Genomic DNA, 21,735 nt, shown 5'->3' on the forward strand with positions numbered 1-21,735 from the left:
ATTGTTTTAAGCCATCGCTATTGGACACGTTGAAACCAATTTCAAAACGGGACTAATTTTAGAACTAGATGGATTTTAATGCGGGGTTATTTTTAATGTGGAGTTAAGTAATATAAACAAACCAAAGGGCCTGAGTTCATATCTAATGTTTGAGCTGATATTTGTTTCCAAAATTTTAGTATCTATTATGGCTGTGCTTGGATTATCCCTCGTAGCAGAACATGTCAGCCCTAAAGTGGCTGGGATTTTGTCTGGCTATCCACTCGGGACGGCAATTGCATTGTTTTACATTGGCCTAGAGATTTCACCTGAATTTGCTGCTAGCAGCGCAATTTATACTTTAGCTGGCTTTAGTGCGTCTTTGGTGTTGGTTTGTAGCTATTACTATACGAGTGCACTTCTGCAGCTAAGAGTAAAAGTCACTAACGGGTTAAACTGCTTTCTGTCGACAATAGCGGCTGTGAGTAGCTTTTTAATTGCCGCTTATCTGATTAGCTTATTTAGCTTCACTCTTAACATCAGTTTTATTTTAAGCTTGCTCGCCGTATTGGTGTTTGGCGGCTTGCTTAGCAAAATACGCGATGCAGAAGTTGATGATAAATTGCCTACCACCTTTAAAATTACGTTATTTAGGGCTGTCACTGCGGCGTTAATCGTGTTGATTGTCACTGGGATTGCTAGGGTCGTTAATGAAAATTGGGCGGGAGTATTATCGGCTTTTCCAATTACCTTATTGCCTTTTTTAATGATTATTCACCTAAGTTATGGTTCAGCAAAAGCGCATACCATCATTAAACATTATCCTTTCGGTCTCGGGGCGTTAATGATATATGCTGCCTCAATCGCATACTTGTATCCAAAAATAGGACTGATTGCAGGGACTGTAGTGTCGTTTATATTGGCAACCCTGTACTTACTTTTACTTGCAAGCGTTCAACACTATATCCGCGCTTATCGTAGGCGTAATGCGCTACCTTAATAAAAGTATTACCATTATTGTGAAGTAAAGAAAGTCGTTTTTTGCTGATGCCTTTGTTTACTAGGCGGTAATCAAAAAGCTTAAACTTGCCCAGAGCGGATCTCTTTTTGTAACGCCATCCAATTGATCACTCCAACGATATTGTCCTTGCTTTGTTGGTATATATACACTTCACCGCGACGCTCTTTAGAAAGTAGTTGATAGACTTCATTTAAGGTGCTGGAGTCAGGTAACCCTTGAATAGGGTGGTGAGTTAAGGTGGTATCTTCATCGCGCACTTGTAGTTCAAGCTGTAACATTTCGACTAAACCGCTGCTATTACGGACTAATACAGAGCGACCCTCTGCACGTTTTAATACTTCTAAAAGTAACTCATCATTATTGTCTACAATCACAAAACGCTTATCCATTAAATGGCGTACACCTACTTTTTGTAGGCCAAGATTTACCGGTGCAACTTTGTAGCCGAGCCCCATGATTTCAAGCTGCCTAAAGAATATCGACTTGGTATTAAAGCCCTGGTGCGCGATAAGAAATGCAGGAATAACCACGAACATAGAGGGCAGAATAATCGATGCGTTGTTGGTGAGCTCGATTAATGCGACTAACGCGGCTAACGGTGCACTTAAGCAAACTCCCATCATGCCCGTCATACCTATGATGGTATACAAGCCAATATAAGGAGCGATGCTTGGGAACATAAGCGCACTAATTAACGCTAAAATAGTGCCGAGTAAGGCTCCAATGCCGTATAAGGGACCAATTAAGCCTCCAGGTATACCTAAGCCTATCGCAGCAATGGTCGCAATAATTTTACCGATTAAAATTAGGGTTAAAAACAAAATGCTAGGGTGCTGGTTAATGGTTTCCGCAATGGCTAACTCTCCACTGCCAATTGCTTGAGGTAAGGCTAAGCCGACTAAAGTTGTTACTGCACCGGCTAATAATAATCGATTTAGCAGAGGCCACTTTTGGCCCATCTCGGTGACTTTTAATAAGCTGGTATTAAAGAAGGCTGCAATACAACCCAGCACCACACCGAAAATTGCCAGCAACGGGTATTGGTTTAAAGGAATGACTGCAACACCAATCTGCTCAAACTCATGTACGTCGCCAAATACTAGCTGACTGCTCAGTGCCCCGCAGATTGCCGATAGCATGATAGGGAAGAAGTAGTGGATTTTGTATTCTCGCAGAACCACTTCAAATACAAAGATGACCGCAGCCAGCGGCGCATTAAAAATAGCGGAAATACCTGCTGCAATGCCACTGGCACACATGACTCGCACACTGTTATCGGGGAGATTAAATTTTTCAGCTAATACGCTAGCGCTAACTGCACCTAAATGGATGGCGGGGCCTTCTCGACCGACTGAAAAATTAGTCGCTAGTGCGAATAATGCCTGAAAGAACTGGCCTGGAGCAGATTGTAAGGGGATTTTACCGTAATGTAGCTTAACTCGGTGAATAACATAGGCTATCCCCATACGTTTATAACGCTGAGATCCCATTTTTGCGACACCCCAGATTAAAAAGGAGCCGAAAAGCGGTAATAATACTCGCCAGTCTTCGATGATATCCGTAAAATTCAGTTCTTGGGTCTTGGTGAAGGTGTCGCACCAGACTAGTAATAATCGAAATAGAAGAATGACGCCAGATGCAAAAAGTGCAAAGAGTAATGCGAGCAAACATAACTGCACGCTGACCTTGGACTGAGACAATATGTCTTTAAGGTCGGTATGTAGGTATTTTTGAAACTGCTCTCGCTTTTTTACGATTGCCTGATGCACGTAATTTCCAGAATGTATGTTTGTCACATTGATAGATAGATGTGAGCTTTTTTATTAAGGGACTGTTACTTAATGTCGAATTATCATCGTTGGGTCGATCGCTTGCAAGTGATTGAACGACAAATTAGGCCCTCAAGTGGGTATTTATTGCTTTTAGTCATAGTAGCCTTTGTATTAGGCGCGCTCAGCTACGATGTCGCCAAGCAACATTACTTGCCAAAGGTTGAGGTTCAAATTGACAAATCAGCACAATATGTACAAGAGTTGCAGCAACAAGCTCAAACATTAGCTGCTCGCAATATTGAATTGGCGCTCGAGCGTGAGGCTAATAAGAATATGCAGGCGATGTTTGTTGAGCAAAACGCTAAACAAAATGAACTTGAGCGCGAACTGGCGTTTTATCGCAGCGTAATGGCACCTGAAAATAATGCTGATGGTGTTGCTATTAATGGTCTTGAGCTAGAAGAAAGTCTGGAGCCACGTCAATATAGAATTAAATTAGTATTGACTCAGTTAGAGAAACGTAAGCGCTCTTTGTCTGGCCGCAGCGAAATCACTTTAGTGGGTTTACAAGATGGAAAAACGGTTAGTCTTAAGCTTGCAGATTTAACTGATGACTCGTTTAAATTCAAATTTAGATACTTTCAAGTGCTAGATGGTGAATTTACATTGCCAGAAGGTTTTAGCTTATCTAGAGTGAAGGCCAAAGTCGTTGTTCCTGCGAGCCGCTGGACTAAAGGATCGCAAACCGAACAGGAATATAGTGCACAAGATTTACTTGTGGATGAAAAAGAGCAGGGCATATTACTTGAACAAAACACTCAGGTATTAGATAATTCTGCACAGCAAACTGATGTAAGAGGTAGTAATGACTGAACAAGCTGACGATGCTTTGCCAATCCGTTTTACTGATGCGGCGGCTTCAAAAGTAAAAACCTTGCTCGACGAGGAAGAAAATGACGCGCTAAAGTTACGTGTATACGTGACGGGTGGCGGTTGCTCAGGTTTCCAGTACGGCTTTACGTTCGATGAGAAAGTAAATGAAGGCGACTTCACTGTTGAGAAGCAAGGTGTTCAGTTGGTCGTAGATCCAATGAGCTTACAGTACCTTGTTGGCGGCGAAGTGGATTATACATCTGGACTCGAAGGTTCACGCTTCTTCGTTAAGAATCCTAACGCAACAACAACTTGTGGTTGTGGTGCAAGCTTCTCAGTGTAATCCATATCGATTGATAACTCTGAATACTAAAAAAGCCGTCTTATGACGGTTTTTTTGTGTCTGTAGCTTGGCTATTAGCTTAACTGGCGGATCAGATTAGCGCATGATATTAAGGTTTAGTGCTCTGCTGAAGTAGCGGCTGACTTTAGGCGTAAACGCAATCCAAACTTGTACAAATGACAAGATGATAAGTACAGCAAACACGAACCAATCAGGCAACTGCATGCTAAAACTGCCAATGCCATAGCTAGATGGTTCTGCAGGTACCATATTGTCAGGATCTTGCAGAACAATAGGCAGCGCACTCGCAATTGCTAACTGCAGTGAGGTATAAACCCTAAGCATAAGCAATCCAGCTTTTTGTTTACCAATTATGGCAAGCACCATAAATAGGGTCAGAATACAAAACAGTACGCCTTGCTTAGCCATTAAGCCACTGATAGAGATCGCCACTAAAAATATAAGCAAGGCAATTAGCCGCTTAGGCATGTTGATTTTTTCAGCTTGGGTGGTTGTTGTGTGATGAGTGGCGTTAGGAGCGTGTGAGGTTTTGCTAGGTTCTGACTTTGCGGGGATTACTGGCTTTTCACTATCCACTTTTTGATTCTCTTTGTCGTTTTATTAGCAGATAAAAAGACCAAGATGGCAAGCTAGTGCAGCTTACCATCAAAGGCTCTTAATGATTAGTGACGCTTCTTAGGCACTAAACGTTCTTCAAGCTCATAAGGTGGAATTACCACACCTAAATCTTCTTGTACTGGGAATACGGCTACAAATAGGTCGTCATCTTGCATACCTGGAACCCAACGCTCTAACCACTCATCAACAGGGATCGCTAGTGCTTGGCAATCAGCCCACTCGTCAACAGCCCATGAGGCAGCGGCTTCTTCTGTTGGCCACATAGGAATACAATCTTCCTCTTCGGTGGTCAGCATTACACAACCGTCTAAATCCTGTAATGACCATAGTGTTTTGTGTTCTTTCACTTGCTCAACTAGATAGTCGTAGCGAGCTTCTGGAGTCATTTCAGTAATTTGTTTAAGGCTTTTGCTTTTGTTGCTCATGGTTTACATCTCTTAATATTAAATGAGGCGAGCCTTGAAACTAATGAAAGCGCGCCGATTGAGGCGGATAATAACATCTATACCAACCACTATAAAGATTTGCTAATTCTGCAGCCGTTTTGTGCTTTTGCGACAAGAGCGTTGTTGAACTAGGAAGAGATAGTTTACATTTTTATACTGTTTGCTATTAGACATAATTGAACATAAACAGAGCTTAATTTAGCTCTGTTTATGTTCATTACAAGCTATTCTTTAGCATCAAATACTTTATAAATAACGCCAGCGATTATTGCTCCGACAATGGGGGCTAACCAAAACAACCACAATTGTGAAATAGCCCAATCACCGACAAACAATGCTTGCCCAGTACTACGGGCTGGATTGACCGATGTATTGGTTACCGGAATACTAATTAAATGAACAAGGGTGAGACCAAAACCAATGGCGATTGGCGCAAAACCTTTGGGTGCTCGCGAGTCCGTAGCGCCAAGAATGATAATTAAGAAAAACATTGTCATTACTATTTCACAAATAAGTGCAGCTGTTAGGCTGTAGCCACCAGGAGAGTGCTCACCATAACCATTTGACGCAAAGCCTGCAGATAGATCAAAGCCATCTTGACCCGTGGCGATAAGATATAGCGCACCAGCGCCCACAATAGCGCCAGCTACTTGAGCAACAATGTAGGGTAATAGCTCTGATGCGGGGAAACGTCCCCCCGCCCAAAGACCGATTGATACGGCAGGGTTTAAGTGGCATCCAGAAATATGACCAATGGCAAACGCCATGGTAAGTACTGTCAAACCAAACGCCAATGCGACCCCGAGTAGACCTATGCCGACCTCTGGAAACGCTGCAGCTAAGACGGCACTACCACAACCACCTAAGACAAGCCAAAGTGTACCGATAAACTCGGCAGTCATTTTTTGAGTCATATTCATATAACAGTTCCTTGTGTTCTAAATCATGGCAGTTTGTCGTTAGCAATTTGCCGATTATTAAAATAAGACATTGTTACTTTAAGTTGTTCTAAATAAAAAAGTAAATAAAAACAGCATGAATTTATTGTGTAAATGCTTACTCAATCTCTTCGTTAGCGTAAACTTCTACAGCGGGTTAATTTTGTACTGCTTAGTCTGCATATAACTTAGTTTTAATATTATTTAGATTTGTAGCGTTCACTTTTTACCATTTGAATAAGAGTGGCTGCTATCTCGGTGTTATCTTGATGACCTCTAAAATACAACGCACCCTTTCCATAAGCGTAAACTGGCACATCTATCGCGTCATGACCGCCAGTTGTCCATCCAGTATAGGTCAACTTATCAATTACTTGCTTAAGATCGTCGCTAATCTCTTGCTGAGGCTTATGGGTTGATAAACGAGAGTTGAGTTTGCGTCTGAGCCCATCTAGGGTGTTCTCTTTGATCGTAATACCGATATGCGGGTGTAAAAATGCACTGAACGAAGCAAAGTCATTGAGAACTTCAGGGCTCTCAACGATTAGCTTGGCTATGGTTCTTGGCAGACTATGTACTTGGTGCAGCAGTTGGCCTCGCCACTGATAGGTGCCATCTCTACCTAAAGTGAGTCCTCCTGTTGAGTGATCCGCAGTTGCAACGAGTAGGGTGTCTGGGTGGTTGTCGACATAGCGCTTAGCTAAAGATAGTGTTTTAGCAAAATCATCCATTTCATTCATGGCGCATGCGATATCGTTGCTGTGGCCACACCAATCAATTTGGCTTGCCTCTATCATCATGACAAATGGTGAGTCTTGATTTGACAGTAATGCTAATGACTTGCGAGTCATTGATGCTAGGCGATGTGGATCTTTACTCTCAAGTGCTGCTGGTAAGCCTTTCGCTGCAAACAACCCTAATGCAGGTAGTCTTTCCAGGCTATTAAGATCGCTTAACTTATCGACATATTGATAACCATATTCCTCGAATTCAGCGGTCAAGTCTCTATCATCACGAACAAAGTACTGAGTTCCGCCTCCCAACATGAGATCTGCGATGGGCCGTTTTTGAATGAGGTTACTTAAGTAGCTATCGGCTATTTGGTTATAATTTCTACGACTTTCGTTATGGGCTAAAAAGCTCGCTGGAGTGGCGTGGTTAATTTGTGAAGTTACCACCACTGCAGTGACTTTTCCTTGCGCTTTAGCCATTTCTAACAGAGTAGGGAACGGACCGCCTTGATGGTCAACAGATATCGCACCATTATAAGTTTTATAGCTGGTGGCCAGTGCCGTTGCTGAGGCCGCAGAGTCGGTGACATATGTGTCATCGTCAGGGTACGTGCTAGACATGCCTACGAGCAATTGATCGAAAATAGTCTTGTCGACTCTTTTAGTGTTAGGGTCGTCACTGTAATACCGATAAGCAGTGGTATAGGCGGGGCCCATGCCATCACCAATTAGATAGATAATATTTTTAGGTAAGTATTCTGCTGCAATTACAGGAGCAAAGGGAGCATCTGTTTGTGCTGTCGTGACGGGGCTGTATAAGTTGGCGTAAATTAGGCTGGATATAATAACTGATGCACGAAGCGCAGAGTTTAAGCTAATCATACTAGGGCAATCCTTTTATATTCAGCGGCTAAAGCGTGTTTTATTAACTTACGCTTTAGCCGCTGTTTAGATGAGTAGGCAATTAGTGGTGGGCTAGTGGAACGTTACCTGTTGGTTATTAGGTTGATTAGGTGAAAATGCATCACTTCCACGCGCTACTACTGGTTTTTTAAGGTATTGCTCTAGCCAAGCTTCTTGTTCCCATAACATGTGCATAATCGACTCTTTGGCTTTATAGCTATGGCTCTCGTAAGGGAAAGTCACTAAACGTGCTTGACCACCTAAGCCACGTATCGCCTTAAATAGTCTTGCAGACTGCATCGGGTAAGTGCCAGAGTTTGCATCCATTTCGCCATGCATTAATAGTAGTGGTTCATCTATTTTGTCGGCATGGGTAAAAGGTGATATTTGTTGATAAAGACTCGGTGCTTCCCAAAAGTTACGTTTTTCGTGCTGGAAACCAAAGGGAGTTAAAGTACGATTATATGCACCGCTGCGGGCAATACCTGCTGCAAATAGATCAGAGTGCGCCAGTAGATTTGCTACCATAAAGGCACCATAAGAGTGACCGCCAATGGCGACGCGCTCTCTATCTGCAACGCCCATATCGACGAGTGTATCTATGGCCGCGCTTGCATTAGCGATCAACTGATGCCTAAAGCTATCATTGGGTTTTTCATTACCTTCACCGACAATGGGCATGGCGACTTTATCGAAAACGGCAAAACCATTGGCAACAAAAGGAACCGGTCCCTTACTACTTATTTGACTATATTGATTGGTTGAATAATTAACCTGACTAGCAACTTCCGCATTTTTGTATTCTCTTGGGTAAGCCCACATGAGCACAGGTAAAGGGCCGTCTTCTTTTGAGTAACCTGCTGGTAAGTAAAGAACGCCAGATAGAGGTAAACCATCATCTCGAGTGTAGTTGACTAATTGTCTTGTCATGCCTTGGTAGGCTTTTAGTGAGTGTTGGTTTTGATAGAGCACTCGTTCTTTACCTGTACCAACATCAATTTTCACTAGATGAGCAGGGGTATCTGCCGACTGCCGGCTAATAATCAGAGTGAGTGGCTCAAGGTTGGTGATGTACTTTACATTTTCAAGCTGTGTGGTCGATGATTGCCATAAAATGTTACTGCTAGTGCTACTTATTTCGGTTAAGCCTGCTTCTAGTGGCTGCGACTTTACAAATGGGCGATAACCATCTGCAGACGCACCTAAACCATAGTGTAATAGGCTGTTGTTATGTATTTGAAAAACATTACCAAGTGCTTTTCCATTAAGTGTTGCAGCAGTGCGGTGCACTTTTCCTGGATCTTTATAGGTATCGCGTATCGCTTTTTGATACCAAGTCGATAATGTTTTGGAGCTGGTTGCTGAGGCGTCGAGCAAACTCACTCGCATCTGTTTTTTCCCGGAATGACGCTCAGTTATTAACGCTGTGCTTTGTTCGCCCCATTGCACGCTTTTTATGCGCCATGGAGTTTGGGTTAGTGGGGTTGCTGATTGACTGAATGGTGCTGATAGCGTGAGTAATTCATCGCGGAATTCCGCTTTAATACGGCTATCGCCGTTGTCTAGCGCTTTTACAAATGCCAGTGTATTAGGTTTGTCGCTGCGCCAATGGATCATGCGTGGCCCTTTTCTTACTGAATCGCTGCCTGGTGCTCGATATTCACTACTTTCAAGGTGGGCTAAGGTTTTTATTTTGCGACCTGTTTGACTAAAAAGCTCCACTTGTTGGGCAAAGTCGTAGTACTTGACCATGTAGGAAAATGGCGCAGAAATACGCTTTACTAACAAGTATTGGTCATCCGGTGACAGGCTATAGCTAATGTTGATAGCAGGTTTACCAATTGGAGTAATGCCACCATCTAAGGCGATAAAACTTAATTGACTGGTGGTTAGGGCGGAGAACTCAGCTTCGTCTTGTGGATTTTTTAATAGGTCTTGATAGGTGCGACGTGGTGCTTTTTGACCATAAGCTTCACTGATATTGGGCCCGATGTTGATTTTAAGAGATTGGCCTAAGTCTGCTGCTATAGCCAAGTTGGTGTAAACGCCTTGACTGTCGTTTTGCCAAATATATTTAAGGCCTAATGTTGCGTTAAGTGCTTTAGGGTTGAGCTTATAACTTTGTTTTTTGCTGATATCGTAAAGGTAAAGATTGGCGCTACCTTCACTTAGTCCAAAATAGCTTAAAAATTGGCTATTGGGAGAAAAACTGATTTTGGCTGCTAGCATGCCCTCTGGTAAGTCGATGCTGATGGCTTTTGAGTTGTCGTTAGTTAAACTTATTAACTCAAGTTTTTGATAAGTGTATTTAATACGACTTGGCGTTAATCGCTCGGGAGAGACTCGTAGGCCTGCGAGTTTGCGTTCGCTTTGCGCCAAGGTTGCAATAGATAAGTGTTTTCGTGGAGTTAATACGGCTAGCCACTGTTTATTATGAGATAAGCGAGTACTTACATTTTTACTCTGTTGTACAACGTCTTGTACTGCTGGACTTGGAATTTGATAGCTGCTACCAATTGCGTTTGAGCTAAATATTAGCTGACTACAAAAAGTTATCAGGGCATACATTAAGAGCGAATTTCGAGACATTCTTATCTCCTGATATAGAAGTGATTACTTGGAAAATAAGCGCCCATTAGATGGGCGCTTCAGAGCTCGTTATTAAGGGAGATTTATACGAGTTTAAAACTTCTGTGAATAGCCAACGAAGAAGCTACGACCAGTATTTGAATAGCTACTGTTGTCATCTTCGTAGAAAGGCCAGTCATTGTGCTTGTCATTACGAACGTCATACAAAGGTGGCATTTCATCAGTTAGGTTTTTTACGCCAGCGGTGAACTTACCATCCCAAGGTGCATAATAGGACAAGGTAATGTTGACTACTTGGTATGCATCTAGCGTATCGGTTTCCATAGATTCAATATCGTCACCGTTTTCGTCTTGATATTCGAATAAATCGATACCCTTAGCTTCGCCTGTATAGTAATAGGCAACGGTTGCTCTGAAATCTTCATAGCTCCAGCTTAGGCTGGCATTACCTTTCCATTTCGGGAAGTAATCTGTTTCAGTTTGCTCTTCAATTTCGCTATCAACACGTTCTTGGTATTCTTTCTTGATTAAGTATGAGGCAGCAACTTTAAACTTAAAATCACCTACAGCAGTTTCTGGGAACTGATAATTAAAGCTAGTATCAATACCTTCAGAGGCTTCATAAGCACTGTTAATAGGACCTTTACGCATACACGCAATGTTCTCAATACCATCATCATCGTACTCCGTTAGGTAGCCGACTACATCCATTTCTTCACAGCTGTTGTAGTTACCAGTTTGGTAGTAAGAAGGATCATCTAACATTTCGTCGGTAGAGATCGTTTTTACAGCGCCTTCAAGTTCAATGTTCCACCAGTCAACGGTGATATCGGCATTGTCAGTAATATTAGCGACAAATCCGACATTCCAGAACTCACCTTCTTCTTCCTCAAGGTTTAAGTTTCCTTGCGTTATAGAGCGATAATCATCTTCGTAGATTTCATCTGGAATAGTTGGATGCGGGTAATCTGTGCCACCAAAACCAATAGTACGACCTGCATAGAGGCGGTGCATATCTGGTGCTCTAAAGCTCTTACCCCAGTTAGCACGTAACATGACTTCTTCAATTGGACGATATGAAATACCAACTTGCGGTGTAGTAGCGCCGCCAACGTCTGAATCATCTAAGTATTGGTCATAACGTAGCGCTGCAGAAAGATCTAATGATTTAACGCCGGTCATATTGGCTAGAATAGGTACTTGGATCTCACCAGCAACCGCAACACGGTCACGATCGCCTTTACCACCGGTACCACCCATACCAATTAAACCACCGTTAGATGTCACTTCATCTAGGGTATCTTCATAGCTTTCACGTGCCCATTCTGCTGTTGTTGCAAAGCCTACGGTGCCAGCAGGTAGTTCCATTAAATCACCGGTGAACACTGCTTGGAATTGGTGCATGCTTGAATCTGAGTTCTTGGTTGAATCAGCGATAAGCATATTAGCTTGTTCAGTCGTTAATTGACGATTCGGATACCACTTAGAAGGATCTGCATCGTTTGGATCAAAAGTCACAATATCAAGTAGTGCGTCAGCTCTGACCATGTGATGGTTTTGCTTTTCGTACTTGTTGTAGCTGCTTGACCAAGATAGATCTAATTCATAATCACCTATGGTGCCATCTGCACCAAATGAGATAGCCGCTTTAGTATTTTGAGTATCGTAAGTACGTGGCCCTGGATACTCTTCCATTCTGCGAGCTAGGTAGAAGCGGTTGTTATCTTCAAATTCATATTTATCGTAACTTAAGGCGCCAGTAGCTTCATCCTGGTATATGCTAGTGCCAAAGCCTTTTTCATCTTTATATTTAGTCGATTCTTTATATGAAGCATTGATCATGCCGTAGATCTGCCAGTCATCATTTAAATCATAAGTGGAGTTAAGTACTAAGTTAACACGATCGTAAGCAGACTTTAGGCCACGGTCAGCATACTTGTCATAATAACAATCATATTTCCCAACAGGCGTGTAAATTCCTTTGTCACCGAATAGTTCATTACATTGCTGCTCATTAAGGTTAACGTATTTATCTTCGTGATAAACCTTACTGTAATCGGTGATTCTAGATGACCAACTAGAAGCTGATGCATCGCCATAAGGGCCTGCGCCCCAGCGTAGATCGCCATCTTCATCTTCATAGTAAGCTGGGCTGTATAGATCGTCACGCTGATAAGTTTGAATCGATTCAACTTTTTTGTATTCGAGCATTAATAAAGTTTGGCTTCTATCGGTATTAAAGCCTTGTAGGTAGGACAGATCTAGCTGCTCTCCGCCACCTTGAGTTGGCTCGGTATACTTAGCGGCAACTTTAGCGCCTTCAAATTTTTGCTTTAAGATAATGTTAACTACACCACCTACAGCATCTGAACCGTAAATAGCAGATGCGCCGCCAGTAAGAATTTCAATACGATCTACAGCCGCTGTTGGAATATCTGATACGTCAACGAAGTTTGAAGTACCGCCTGCAGCACTAGGGAAGGAAGCTTGGCGGCGACCATTAATCAAGACTAAGGTACGGTTAGCGCCCATACCACGTAGGTTAACTGAGCTAGCGCTGTCAGTGTAACCGTCGCTTTCACCGTTTAGAGAGCCGCCAGTGTTGGCAACTGATGATTGTAGTACTTCTGAGATAGAGTTGAGGCCGCTATTAGCAATGTCATCAGCGGTAATCACTGTCACTGGTGCAACGCCTTCAAAGTCAGCACGCTTAATGCGCGAGCCAGTGACTTCGATTTTTTCCATTTCTTCTTTAGCTTCAGACTTACCTGCTGCTTCGGCTGCAAACAAGGTATTTGGTGTTAGCGCTGCCATAGTAATGGCCAAGCTAATAGCGGATAGGTTCATCTTTGGTTTCATTGATTGCAGTCCTTATTTTTATAATTTTCCAACGCTTTAATCGTGTTAGCCCACAACGTCACTTGATAAAAGCGGGTCATTCCTAGGTTAATACTGTCGAGTTTCCAATTTGAACACGCTTGGTTGTCAACTGAGGTTAGTTGTAAATATTTTGTTTATTGCCAGCAATCAATCTTGAGTCGTTTCTTTGTTGTTTATATGTCTATTTAATGTCTATTGTTTTATTTTTCATTGCTTTGCTGTATCTTTCTTTAAGGGGAGGAATGATTTATCTATGTTGAATAGATGTAAATTGTGGCTGCGGGGTTGAGGTTGGTAGTCGTTAAATCTTGGATGAGTGGTGAATGAATTGGTAGAGATAAGAAAAGAAGCTGTTTTTAGATTAAATCACTGCGAAGTTAACCCTAATGATAATAGCCTAAGTTTTTTAAACGCTGACAATGATGAAGCCAAAGCTGAATCTGTTTCTGTTCAACCTAAGTTTATTGAGGTGCTTAGCTATCTTGCACGGCATTACCCGAAAGTTGTTACTCGCGAAGAACTCATAGAAAATATTTGGGACGGTAATAGCTATGTAGGTAGTAAAGCATTAACCAATGCAATTTGGCATTTACGTAAACATCTCAATCAAAGCCAGAGTGATGAGCTTGCTATTGAAACTGTGCGTAAGATGGGCTACCGCCTCCTGATAGAGCCTTGTTTTAATGAAGCCGATTTAGTTGATGATCTTGACTTGTTTCAACAGGCGCAATTAAAGATAACGCAGTTAACTCGACTAAATTTAAGATTGATGCTCGCAGGAGGAGTGGCGTTACTCATTATGGTTACAGGGTGGGGCTATCATTTATATCAAGATAGTATTCGTTACGTACCTACATTAAAGAAAAACCTAACTACGGCAGCCGGTTCAGAGTTGTATCCTGCTGTTTCTCCCGATGGTCGCTGGCTAGTTTACGGCAGCCGTAGCAATAACAAATACTCTAGCCTTTATCTGAAAGATTTACATAATCCAACAAAAACACCTAAACGACTAACTTCAACGAAAACTGCCGAAATAAGGGCGGTTTGGAGCCCAGACGGAGCGGCACTCTATTACGGTTCTGAGCATCGCGGTGAAGATAGGTGTTATTTAACTAAGCTAAATCTCGATAGTAATGAAGCCAGTAAACTCGGTGCATGCTATAGCTATAGCTCTGCCATCGATATTGCGCCGGATAGCAGCCGCCTTGTCTATATTTGGGATGCGGGCGAAGGTTATGGCTCCGGTTTATATGAGCTGCCCTTAACCGATGAGCTGGCAAGGCCTAAACGGTTATCCTGTACCGAAAATTGTAGCTATCGAGACCGAGATCTTGCCTTTAGCCCTGATGGTAGTTGGCTCGCTGTAGCCAGACGCTTTGGTAATATTTCTGAAGATATTTTTATTATCAATACCAAAACGGCACAAGAGCAGCGCTTAAGTTTTGGCTTAGAAGATATTCGAGGTTTAAGTTGGCACCAAGATAGCCAACGGCTTATTTTTAGCACTGAGAACTCAGGGGTTAGAAATGGCTTTATTGTGGGGATCGATGATAAGAATATTCTGCCATTAGATGTTGAAGGTTTAAGTTATCCCCGTTCAATTCCTAACAGTGATGAGTTAGTGTACTCCAATTATATGCGGGACTATCAAGTGGCCTCGTTTGCGTTAGAGCAATCCATTCCAACAGCGACTTTCCCACTACTGCAAGTTGAGTATAGTTATCGTAACCCTGATTATTCAGCCGTTACTCAGCGTATTGTTTATGTGTCTAATGAAACAGGTTTTAATGAGATTTGGACTAGTGATATGGATGGTAAACAAAGGCGTCAGCATACTGATCTCAAGCGTAGAGTTGCTTACCCTAGTTGGTCTCATGACGGATCTAAGGTAGCTTTCTTAGCCCCTGATGATAAAAACGAAGGCAATAAAATTCATGTATTGGATTTGAAAACGGCTAATATAAGCATCTTGGCAACGCCATACTTAGATCATAATCGGCCAAGTTGGGGCTGGAATGATGATATGGTGCTAGCACGCAGCAAAGACGGTATAACAGAGTTTTACCTTGATAACCGGCTACCTAAGGTTATTAACTCATTTGATATGCGCCTGGGTAAGGTCATTAGCGAAGATAAGTTAGTGTTTACTCGGCTTGAAGAGCCAGGACTGTGGATGTTGTCGTTATCAGATCCATTAGAGCCAACTGAAATCATTAATGGTAAAGATTTTGGTGAAGGTTATAACTGGGTTGCGACTGATAAAGGAATTTACTTTAGACAAATTCATCGAGGCTATCAGCTGATAAACTTTTGGCGTTTCAATACTGGACTTATTACGCCAATTTTAAAGCTGCCTTCAGGCAGTATTCCTCGCTCAGGGGCGATGACCTATATTCATAATAACAACAGCTTGCTGATGACTCTATCGCAAAACTATAAGCGAGATGTGATAAAGCTACAGCACAAGCTGTTGTATTAAGCATAAGTTGATTAGAGTTTAGTCCGCTGGATAGAAGGAGCCGAGAACCGCTTCTCTTGACGCGCCAGTTACCGCGGGAAGGTTGCCCGGTAAACCAAGGTGGTGGCGCATTGCAAGCCAAGCAAAGGCGATGCCTTCTACCCATTGAGGATCCATGCCTAACTCGGCGGTGGTGACCACTTTATAGTTTGGTAACAGTTTATGCAGGCGGTGCATTAGCTCACAGTTATAGGCGCCGCCGCCGCACACATAAAGCTCACCATTTTCTGACAATTTAAGCGCATCATTAGCGATACTGTAGCAGGTTAAATCCAGCAGTGTTGACTGAATGTCAGCTTCGCTTAAGTAGCTAAATTCAGATAATTGCTGCTCAGCCCATGCTTGATTAAATAACTCTCTGCCGGTGCTTTTAGGTGCCTCAAGTGCAAAGTAAGGGTGTGACAATAGATGTTGTAGCATTTTTTGATCTGTGGTGCCTGATTTCGCCCACTCGCCATCTTTATCAAAAGGTAGGCCGAGTTGATGTTGGATCCACGCATCACTTAAGCCGTTTCCTGGCCCAGTATCAAAGCCGGTTACATCTTGTGTATTGCCTGGTAAATAAGTGACGTTGGCGATACCACCAATATTAAGAATAATGCGCTGGTGGTTTGGGCTGGTAAAGACATGCTGATGAAACGCGGGTACCAAAGGTGCGCCTTGACCACCAAGGGCAACGTCTTTACGCCTAAAGTCTGCGATGACATCAATACCCGTTTCAACGGCAATGGTATTGGGATCACCAATTTGTAAGGTAAAGCCCATATCAAGATTTGGCATATGGCGCACTGTTTGGCCATGGCTGCCAATAGCAATGACTTGTGATTTATCCACTTGGGCTTTTTCTAGCAAAGCATTGGTTGCCTTGGCAAACAATTTTCCCATGCTACGGTCGAGGTGACCTAAACGGTTTACCTCATCATTTCCCGGTAAACAAAGCTTTTGCAGACTAGAGAGTAATGCTGTTGGCAGTGCTTCGGTATGCGTAGCAATAAGCCTTGGTTGTTGCTGGTTAAAATCCACCAAAACAGCATCGATGCCGTCCATACTGGTACCTGACATCAAGCCTATATAATACTTTTTATCCATGATTTAAGCCTATAAACCTACTGGGTGGGTCAGTGAGTTAACTGTACTGGTGCGATAAAGGTGCTACAGCGCTAATGCGCTGCAATTTGTATCTGTTTATTGTGCTCAAGCTCTGCCATCATCGTTTGGCTAAGTTTAGCGAATTGGGCCTTTTCTTTTTTGGCTATCGGCTCTGATTTTGGCAGCTTAATGGTACGTGGGTTACGGTGTACACCGTTAACGATAAATTCATAGTGTAAGTGCGCTCCAGTTACTCGCCCAGTAGAACCTAAGGTACCAATGATTTGCCCTTGCTTGACTGACTGGCCTGTTTTGACCTTACGTTTAGTTAGGTGAAGGTATTTGGTTGTATAGGTGTCGTTATGCTTAATAAATACGTAGTTACCATTGTATTGGTTGTAGCTTGACTTAATGACCCGGCCATTACCTGCAGCTTTAATTGGGGTACCGACGGCTGCCACATAGTCAACACCACGATGAGCTCGTACTTGCCCCGTTACCGGGTGAAGTCTGCGTGGGTTAAAGCTTGAGCTAACATATTTAAAGTCGACTGGTGAGCGTAAGAAGGCTTTACGCATACTACGGCCTTCTTCTGAATAATAATTACCGTCTTTATAACGAACTGCCGTGTATCGGTCACCTTGGTTAGTAAACTCAGCGGCTAAAATATTACCGTTTTTCAAAAATTCACCATCGGCAAACTCTTCTTCAAATATCATCGCAAATTCATCGCCTTTACGCAGATCTAAAGCGAAATCGATATCCCAGCCAAAAATAGTGGCTAACTGCATAATCTGATTTGGTGTCAAACCGGCATTTACGCCAGCATTCCAGAAGTTATTTTCAATGGTTGCACTAGCAAACTTCGAACGAGCTTCAACTGTTTTAGTGACAATATGCTCTTGGTAACCGTCTACGCTGTTATCAACAATAAGGGTGGTGATTTTGTCGAGATGGTATCTGAGCTGAACAAGTTTACCGTCTTCACCTTTCGCAATAACTAAGTTATCGCCAGGCATGATTTTTAGTAGGTTTTTCTTAGCTTTGGGCAGTTGAGTTACATCGTAAACATCTTTAGCTGTTAATCCAGCACGCTCAAATAGAGCGGCAAGTGTGTCACCACTTTTAACTTGGAAGCGTTTTTCGTTGAGTTTAGGAGTTTTGTTTTTTTGTGCTAAAACTTCTGCTTTAGCGTTGTCTGGAACTTGTTGCTCGACAGTTTTAGTGGATGCAGGTGCAAGTTGAGTTGGGCGGCTGCGTTGTTTTGGTTCGGTTTCACTTAATGACGCTGCGGGAGGCGTAGGATTTCCGAAAGCCAATGGCACGCTATAGCGTTTATTGACATCGTATTCGCCATCCACAGAAGAAGTTTGCTTAGATGCTTGCACATCGTCAGATGGCATAAAGATAATAATTACCGTGACAAAAACTAAACCGCATAAGAGCATTTGATGTAATTTTGGCAGTAATTTAAATAAAGTTATAACCTTTCCCATTGACCTTGATACCAAATTAACCCTTTCTTAGTGATCCCTTTAGTGTACACACTTTCATTTGTGCTTGCTAACAAGTAACATGAGTGCCCATATTTTTTTGATTAGGCTCCCAGGAGTAAGCGCCAATATGGCTGATTTAGAGCAAGCATTAGCAGAAATAAAACGTGGCACCGACGAGATTTTACTCGAAGCGGATCTGCTGGAGAAGTTGAAAGAAGGTCGCCCGTTAAAAATTAAACTCGGCGCTGACCCAACCGCTCCTGATATTCACCTTGGTCATACCGTTATTTTGAACAAGATGCGTACCTTCCAAGAGCTAGGTCATGAAGTGATCTTCTTGATTGGTGACTTCACCGGTATGGTCGGCGACCCAAGCGGTAAAAACAGTACCCGTCCGCCATTGACTCGTGAGCAAGTTCTAGCTAACGCTGAGACTTATAAGCAACAGGTTTATAAAATCTTGGACCCTGCGAAAACCCGTATTGAGTTTAACTCGACTTGGTTAGAGCCATTAGGCGCTGCAGGTATGATCCGTCTAGCTTCACAGCAAACGGTTGCGCGTATGATGGAACGTGACGACTTTAAGAAGCGTTATGGTTCAGGTCAATCAATTGCTATTCATGAGTTCATGTATCCATTGCTACAAGGCTATGATTCAGTTGCATTAGAGGCTGACGTTGAGCTGGGTGGTACTGACCAGAAGTTTAACCTATTGATGGGGCGTGAATTACAAAAGTCTGCAGGCCAAAAGCCACAGACAGTGATCATGATGCCACTGCTTGAAGGCCTAGATGGCGTTAAAAAAATGTCTAAGTCTGCGCACAACTATATCGGTGTGAGTGAGCCTGCTGGTGAAATGTTCGGTAAGATCATGTCAATTTCTGACGTTTTGATGTGGCGCTACTTTGAGCTGCTATCTTTCCGTCCATTGAGCGAGATTGAACAGTTTAAAGCTGACGTTGAAGCGGGTGCTAACCCACGCGATATCAAAATTGCGCTAGCAAAAGAAATCATCGCACGTTTCCACGATGAAGCTGCTGCAGAAGCTGCGCATCAAGAGTTTATTAGCCGTTTCCAGAAAGGCAATATCCCAGACGATATTGAAGAGTTAGAGATTGCTGCTGGCGAGGGTATTGCGATTGCTAACCTGCTTAAAGAAGCGGGTCTGGTAAACTCTACATCTGATGCTATGCGTATGATCAAGCAAGGCGCAGCTAAGATTGACGGCGATAAAATTGAAGACACGCGTCTGCAACTGAATGCTGGCACTACAGGCGTATTTCAAGTTGGTAAGCGTAAGTTTGCTAAAATTACACTGGTTTAAGAACTATAATAAGTTGGCTTGTACGACTTTACTAAGCCAACCTAAGAATCGTTATTAACAAGTTGTGCTAATGACTGTTTGAGCAACGGTCTGTACCAAAGTGCAGGCCGTTTTCACATCTCCAAGTTAATCTTGCTGCATCAAGCTGCCAATTACTTCGCTGTTTCTCCATCGATAAAATCAAGAGCATTTTAGGATGTTCAGCACTTTCTGTACTGACGTTATAAGTGACAATCTTATCTTGATACTGTTTGACTCTCGCTACTCGAAAACGTTTACCTGCATAGTGGGCTGAAATTGTTTCAGGTTGCTTGCTCCAGCTACGCTTTTGCTGCTGAGCTTGTTTGAGTTGCTGATTAAACTGGTTAATGGGTTGATCGGCAAATGACACCACTATTGGCTGCTCTAACGCAAAAGCAGAGCTACAAAAAATAGGGGTTAACACAAGGATGACGCGAATAGCATTAATAAAACTCATAACAACCTACAGCATGCAAAGTTCTTAATACTTTGACAGAGCTTAAGTGAAAAGTTTCCCTAGCTATGGTTGTTTTGTGATCTAAGTAGGTTTGTTATTTCGGATAAAATAGCAGTATTAAGCAATGGTTATTGCACTGACAGCTGATCCGCCATAGTTTGGTAGTCCATTAGATCTTGGTGCTCTTTTACGCGTTCATGGGTCATATCTAAACTGAGAGTGGTGACACCTGGGATGGCAATATCAATAATACGTCCAGGTTTACCAAACAACTCGCCAGGGCCTTTATAGCGATAATTCCCAATTAGTACTACTAGTGAGCCAGAATTGAACATGTGTTCGATATTAAAGTTATATTCCAGTACGCCGCGATGAGCGCGTTTGAGAAACTGAAGAATATGGCGCTTACCTGTGTATTTACGTCCGGCAGTTCGATCGTTAAAGATGCTTTCTCGATTATAAAACCCGCTTAAGTTTGCATAGTCTTGATGGGTTAAAGCTTGGATGTATTTAATCGCAAGTTGCTGCTCCTTGGGCATATCACCAATGTTCGCCAAACTTGGCAAACTAAAAAATATAAGCAGTAAACCTAAAAATTTTAATCTCATTATTGCGGTGTCTTTAAATCAAAAGCTGGTAAGGATAAGTGCCAACGAATAGCGGCTAATCTAATCACAAGGGCGGTACTCATTGCAAATAACAATGCGAACATATCGGCGGCTCCCCAATGTAAGCTTACGGTATAACAGATCCCGCCGACAATGGATGCAGTGGCATAGATTTCTGTGCGTAGCACCATAGGGACTTGCTGACAGAGTAAATCACGAATAATACCACCACCAACGCCGGTGATTAAGCCCATCACTACTGCAATCATGCCACTGAGTTCTACACTGAGAGCTTTCTCTACACCAATTACTGTAAACAATGCTAAACCCAATGCATCGGCCACCGGCAAAATATAACGTGGAACACGTTTAGGTTTGCGGACAAAGATAAATGTGACTAATACAGTGGCTAAAATCACCGTAATATAATTAGGGTCTTGGATCCAAAATACAGGGGTAGTGCCAAGCAAAGCGTCACGAATACTACCACCGCCAATAGCTGTAACGGAGGCGAGTACCAAGACACCAAATGGATCCATTTTATGACGACCTGCAGCTAGCGCACCAGAAAGTGCAAAAACGGCGGTACCACAGAGATCGAAGAAATAGATCCAATCAATCATTTATCCATCTCTTCCAGATGAATATTTAATGCGTCAACAGAAATGCGAATTTCAATTACTGACAAAAGTAGTGAATACAGCAACAAAAATAAACTACAGCCAAAAATAAATGAGCCGGTTTTGTTAAAGCCGATATAAATAAAAATCATACAGAGCACGCATAGGGCAAAGCTTAAAACGCCTGATTCTTGCATACGTCTAATGATACTAATGCGTTGACGTAGGTTTTTTAGCTGGTCGGTGTGTATAGGTTTACCATCAGCACTAAGATTACGAATAAGCGCCGCTAGGGAAAAGAAACGATTTGTGTAGGCTAATAGCAACAATGAAATTGCAGGGAAAAGTAACGCAGGCGTTGTTAGTGAAACATGAATATTATCGAACAAAGGAATCAGCCTTAAAACGAGATAACATAGTGTGTAAGGGATGATACCAATGCCAACAATTTATACAAGATGATTACAATGGCTGAAACGCCTAATTAG

General features: G+C 42.5%; 18 protein-coding genes. 5 read left to right on the forward strand and 13 right to left on the reverse strand.

What is annotated here, in order from left to right; genetic code table 11:
- The first annotated feature begins 187 nt into the window (after positions 1-187).
- A complete protein-coding gene (locus tag AB4298_RS07940) occupies positions 188-979 on the forward strand; it encodes a hypothetical protein (RefSeq protein ID WP_371986281.1) in 792 nt (263 codons plus the stop codon).
- A gap of 80 nt (positions 980-1,059) precedes the next feature.
- Here the strand turns inward: AB4298_RS07940 and AB4298_RS07945 are convergent, their stop codons facing one another.
- Positions 1,060-2,769 carry a chloride channel protein gene (locus AB4298_RS07945; RefSeq protein WP_371986283.1) on the reverse strand — a complete coding sequence of 570 codons (1,710 nt, stop codon included), beginning with the start codon at positions 2,767-2,769 and terminating at the stop codon, positions 1,060-1,062.
- 72 nt (positions 2,770-2,841) lie between these two features.
- Between AB4298_RS07945 and AB4298_RS07950 the strand changes: the two genes are divergently transcribed.
- Both AB4298_RS07950 and erpA read left to right on the forward strand, forming a co-directional pair.
- The gene (locus tag AB4298_RS07950) at positions 2,842-3,645 is read left to right on the forward strand and encodes a DUF6776 family protein (RefSeq protein WP_371986285.1); all 804 of its coding nucleotides are present in this window, start codon (positions 2,842-2,844) and stop codon (positions 3,643-3,645) included.
- Positions 3,638-3,988, forward strand: a complete 351-nt coding sequence (gene erpA / locus AB4298_RS07955) for an iron-sulfur cluster insertion protein ErpA (RefSeq protein ID WP_248997616.1) — start codon at positions 3,638-3,640, stop codon at positions 3,986-3,988. Before AB4298_RS07950 ends, erpA begins: the two co-directional genes overlap by 8 nt.
- 96 nt (positions 3,989-4,084) lie before the next feature.
- Here the strand turns inward: erpA and AB4298_RS07960 are convergent, their stop codons facing one another.
- From AB4298_RS07960 to AB4298_RS07985, 6 genes are all read right to left on the reverse strand, one after another.
- A complete protein-coding gene (locus tag AB4298_RS07960) occupies positions 4,085-4,585 on the reverse strand; it encodes a hypothetical protein (protein ID WP_346347773.1) in 501 nt (166 codons plus the stop codon).
- A gap of 86 nt (positions 4,586-4,671) precedes the next feature.
- The gene (locus AB4298_RS07965; RefSeq protein ID WP_248997615.1) at positions 4,672-5,052 is read right to left on the reverse strand and encodes a DUF2750 domain-containing protein; all 381 of its coding nucleotides are present in this window, start codon (positions 5,050-5,052) and stop codon (positions 4,672-4,674) included.
- Between the two features lie 245 nt (positions 5,053-5,297).
- Positions 5,298-5,993 carry an aquaporin Z gene (gene aqpZ, locus AB4298_RS07970; protein ID WP_371986286.1) on the reverse strand — a complete coding sequence of 232 codons (696 nt, stop codon included), beginning with the start codon at positions 5,991-5,993 and terminating at the stop codon, positions 5,298-5,300.
- Positions 5,994-6,211: 218 nt separating this feature from the next.
- Entirely contained in the window at positions 6,212-7,624 is a 1,413-nt protein-coding gene (locus tag AB4298_RS07975; RefSeq protein ID WP_371986287.1) for an alkaline phosphatase, read from the reverse strand.
- A 93-nt stretch (positions 7,625-7,717) separates the two neighbouring features.
- Entirely contained in the window at positions 7,718-10,234 is a 2,517-nt protein-coding gene (locus tag AB4298_RS07980) for an alpha/beta hydrolase family protein (protein WP_371986288.1), read from the reverse strand.
- 93 nt (positions 10,235-10,327) lie between these two features.
- Positions 10,328-13,093 carry a TonB-dependent receptor plug domain-containing protein gene (locus AB4298_RS07985; protein ID WP_371986289.1) on the reverse strand — a complete coding sequence of 922 codons (2,766 nt, stop codon included), beginning with the start codon at positions 13,091-13,093 and terminating at the stop codon, positions 10,328-10,330.
- Between the two features lie 340 nt (positions 13,094-13,433).
- Between AB4298_RS07985 and AB4298_RS07990 the strand changes: the two genes are divergently transcribed.
- Positions 13,434-15,593 carry a winged helix-turn-helix domain-containing protein gene (locus tag AB4298_RS07990; RefSeq protein ID WP_248997610.1) on the forward strand — a complete coding sequence of 720 codons (2,160 nt, stop codon included), beginning with the start codon at positions 13,434-13,436 and terminating at the stop codon, positions 15,591-15,593.
- A gap of 18 nt (positions 15,594-15,611) precedes the next feature.
- Here the strand turns inward: AB4298_RS07990 and AB4298_RS07995 are convergent, their stop codons facing one another.
- Positions 15,612-16,721 (reverse strand): anhydro-N-acetylmuramic acid kinase, encoded by a 1,110-nt coding sequence (locus AB4298_RS07995; RefSeq protein WP_371986290.1) that lies wholly within the window; start codon positions 16,719-16,721, stop codon positions 15,612-15,614.
- A gap of 71 nt (positions 16,722-16,792) precedes the next feature.
- Complete coding sequence (locus tag AB4298_RS08000) at positions 16,793-18,217, reverse strand: peptidoglycan DD-metalloendopeptidase family protein (protein WP_248997608.1); 1,425 nt, start codon at positions 18,215-18,217, stop codon at positions 16,793-16,795.
- A gap of 127 nt (positions 18,218-18,344) precedes the next feature.
- Between AB4298_RS08000 and tyrS the strand changes: the two genes are divergently transcribed.
- Positions 18,345-19,541, forward strand: coding sequence for a tyrosine--tRNA ligase (gene tyrS / locus AB4298_RS08005; protein WP_248997607.1), 1,197 nt, complete (start codon positions 18,345-18,347; stop codon positions 19,539-19,541).
- 67 nt (positions 19,542-19,608) lie between these two features.
- Here tyrS and AB4298_RS08010 read toward each other — a convergent pair whose 3' ends face one another.
- The 4 genes from AB4298_RS08010 to AB4298_RS08025 form a co-directional block, all read right to left on the reverse strand.
- Positions 19,609-20,019 (reverse strand): hypothetical protein, encoded by a 411-nt coding sequence (locus AB4298_RS08010; protein ID WP_371986293.1) that lies wholly within the window; start codon positions 20,017-20,019, stop codon positions 19,609-19,611.
- A 128-nt stretch (positions 20,020-20,147) separates the two neighbouring features.
- The gene (locus AB4298_RS08015; RefSeq protein ID WP_248997605.1) at positions 20,148-20,627 is read right to left on the reverse strand and encodes a nuclear transport factor 2 family protein; all 480 of its coding nucleotides are present in this window, start codon (positions 20,625-20,627) and stop codon (positions 20,148-20,150) included.
- Entirely contained in the window at positions 20,627-21,250 is a 624-nt protein-coding gene (locus tag AB4298_RS08020) for a trimeric intracellular cation channel family protein (protein WP_248997604.1), read from the reverse strand. The genes AB4298_RS08015 and AB4298_RS08020 overlap by 1 nt, the downstream gene beginning before the upstream one ends.
- Positions 21,247-21,624 (reverse strand): DUF2721 domain-containing protein, encoded by a 378-nt coding sequence (locus tag AB4298_RS08025; protein ID WP_248997787.1) that lies wholly within the window; start codon positions 21,622-21,624, stop codon positions 21,247-21,249. Before AB4298_RS08025 ends, AB4298_RS08020 begins: the two co-directional genes overlap by 4 nt.
- Positions 21,625-21,735: the final 111 nt, after the last annotated feature.

The organism is Shewanella sp. 10N.261.52.F9, from assembly GCF_041471165.1.
Classification (GTDB): Bacteria; Pseudomonadota; Gammaproteobacteria; order Enterobacterales; family Shewanellaceae; genus Shewanella; species Shewanella marinintestina.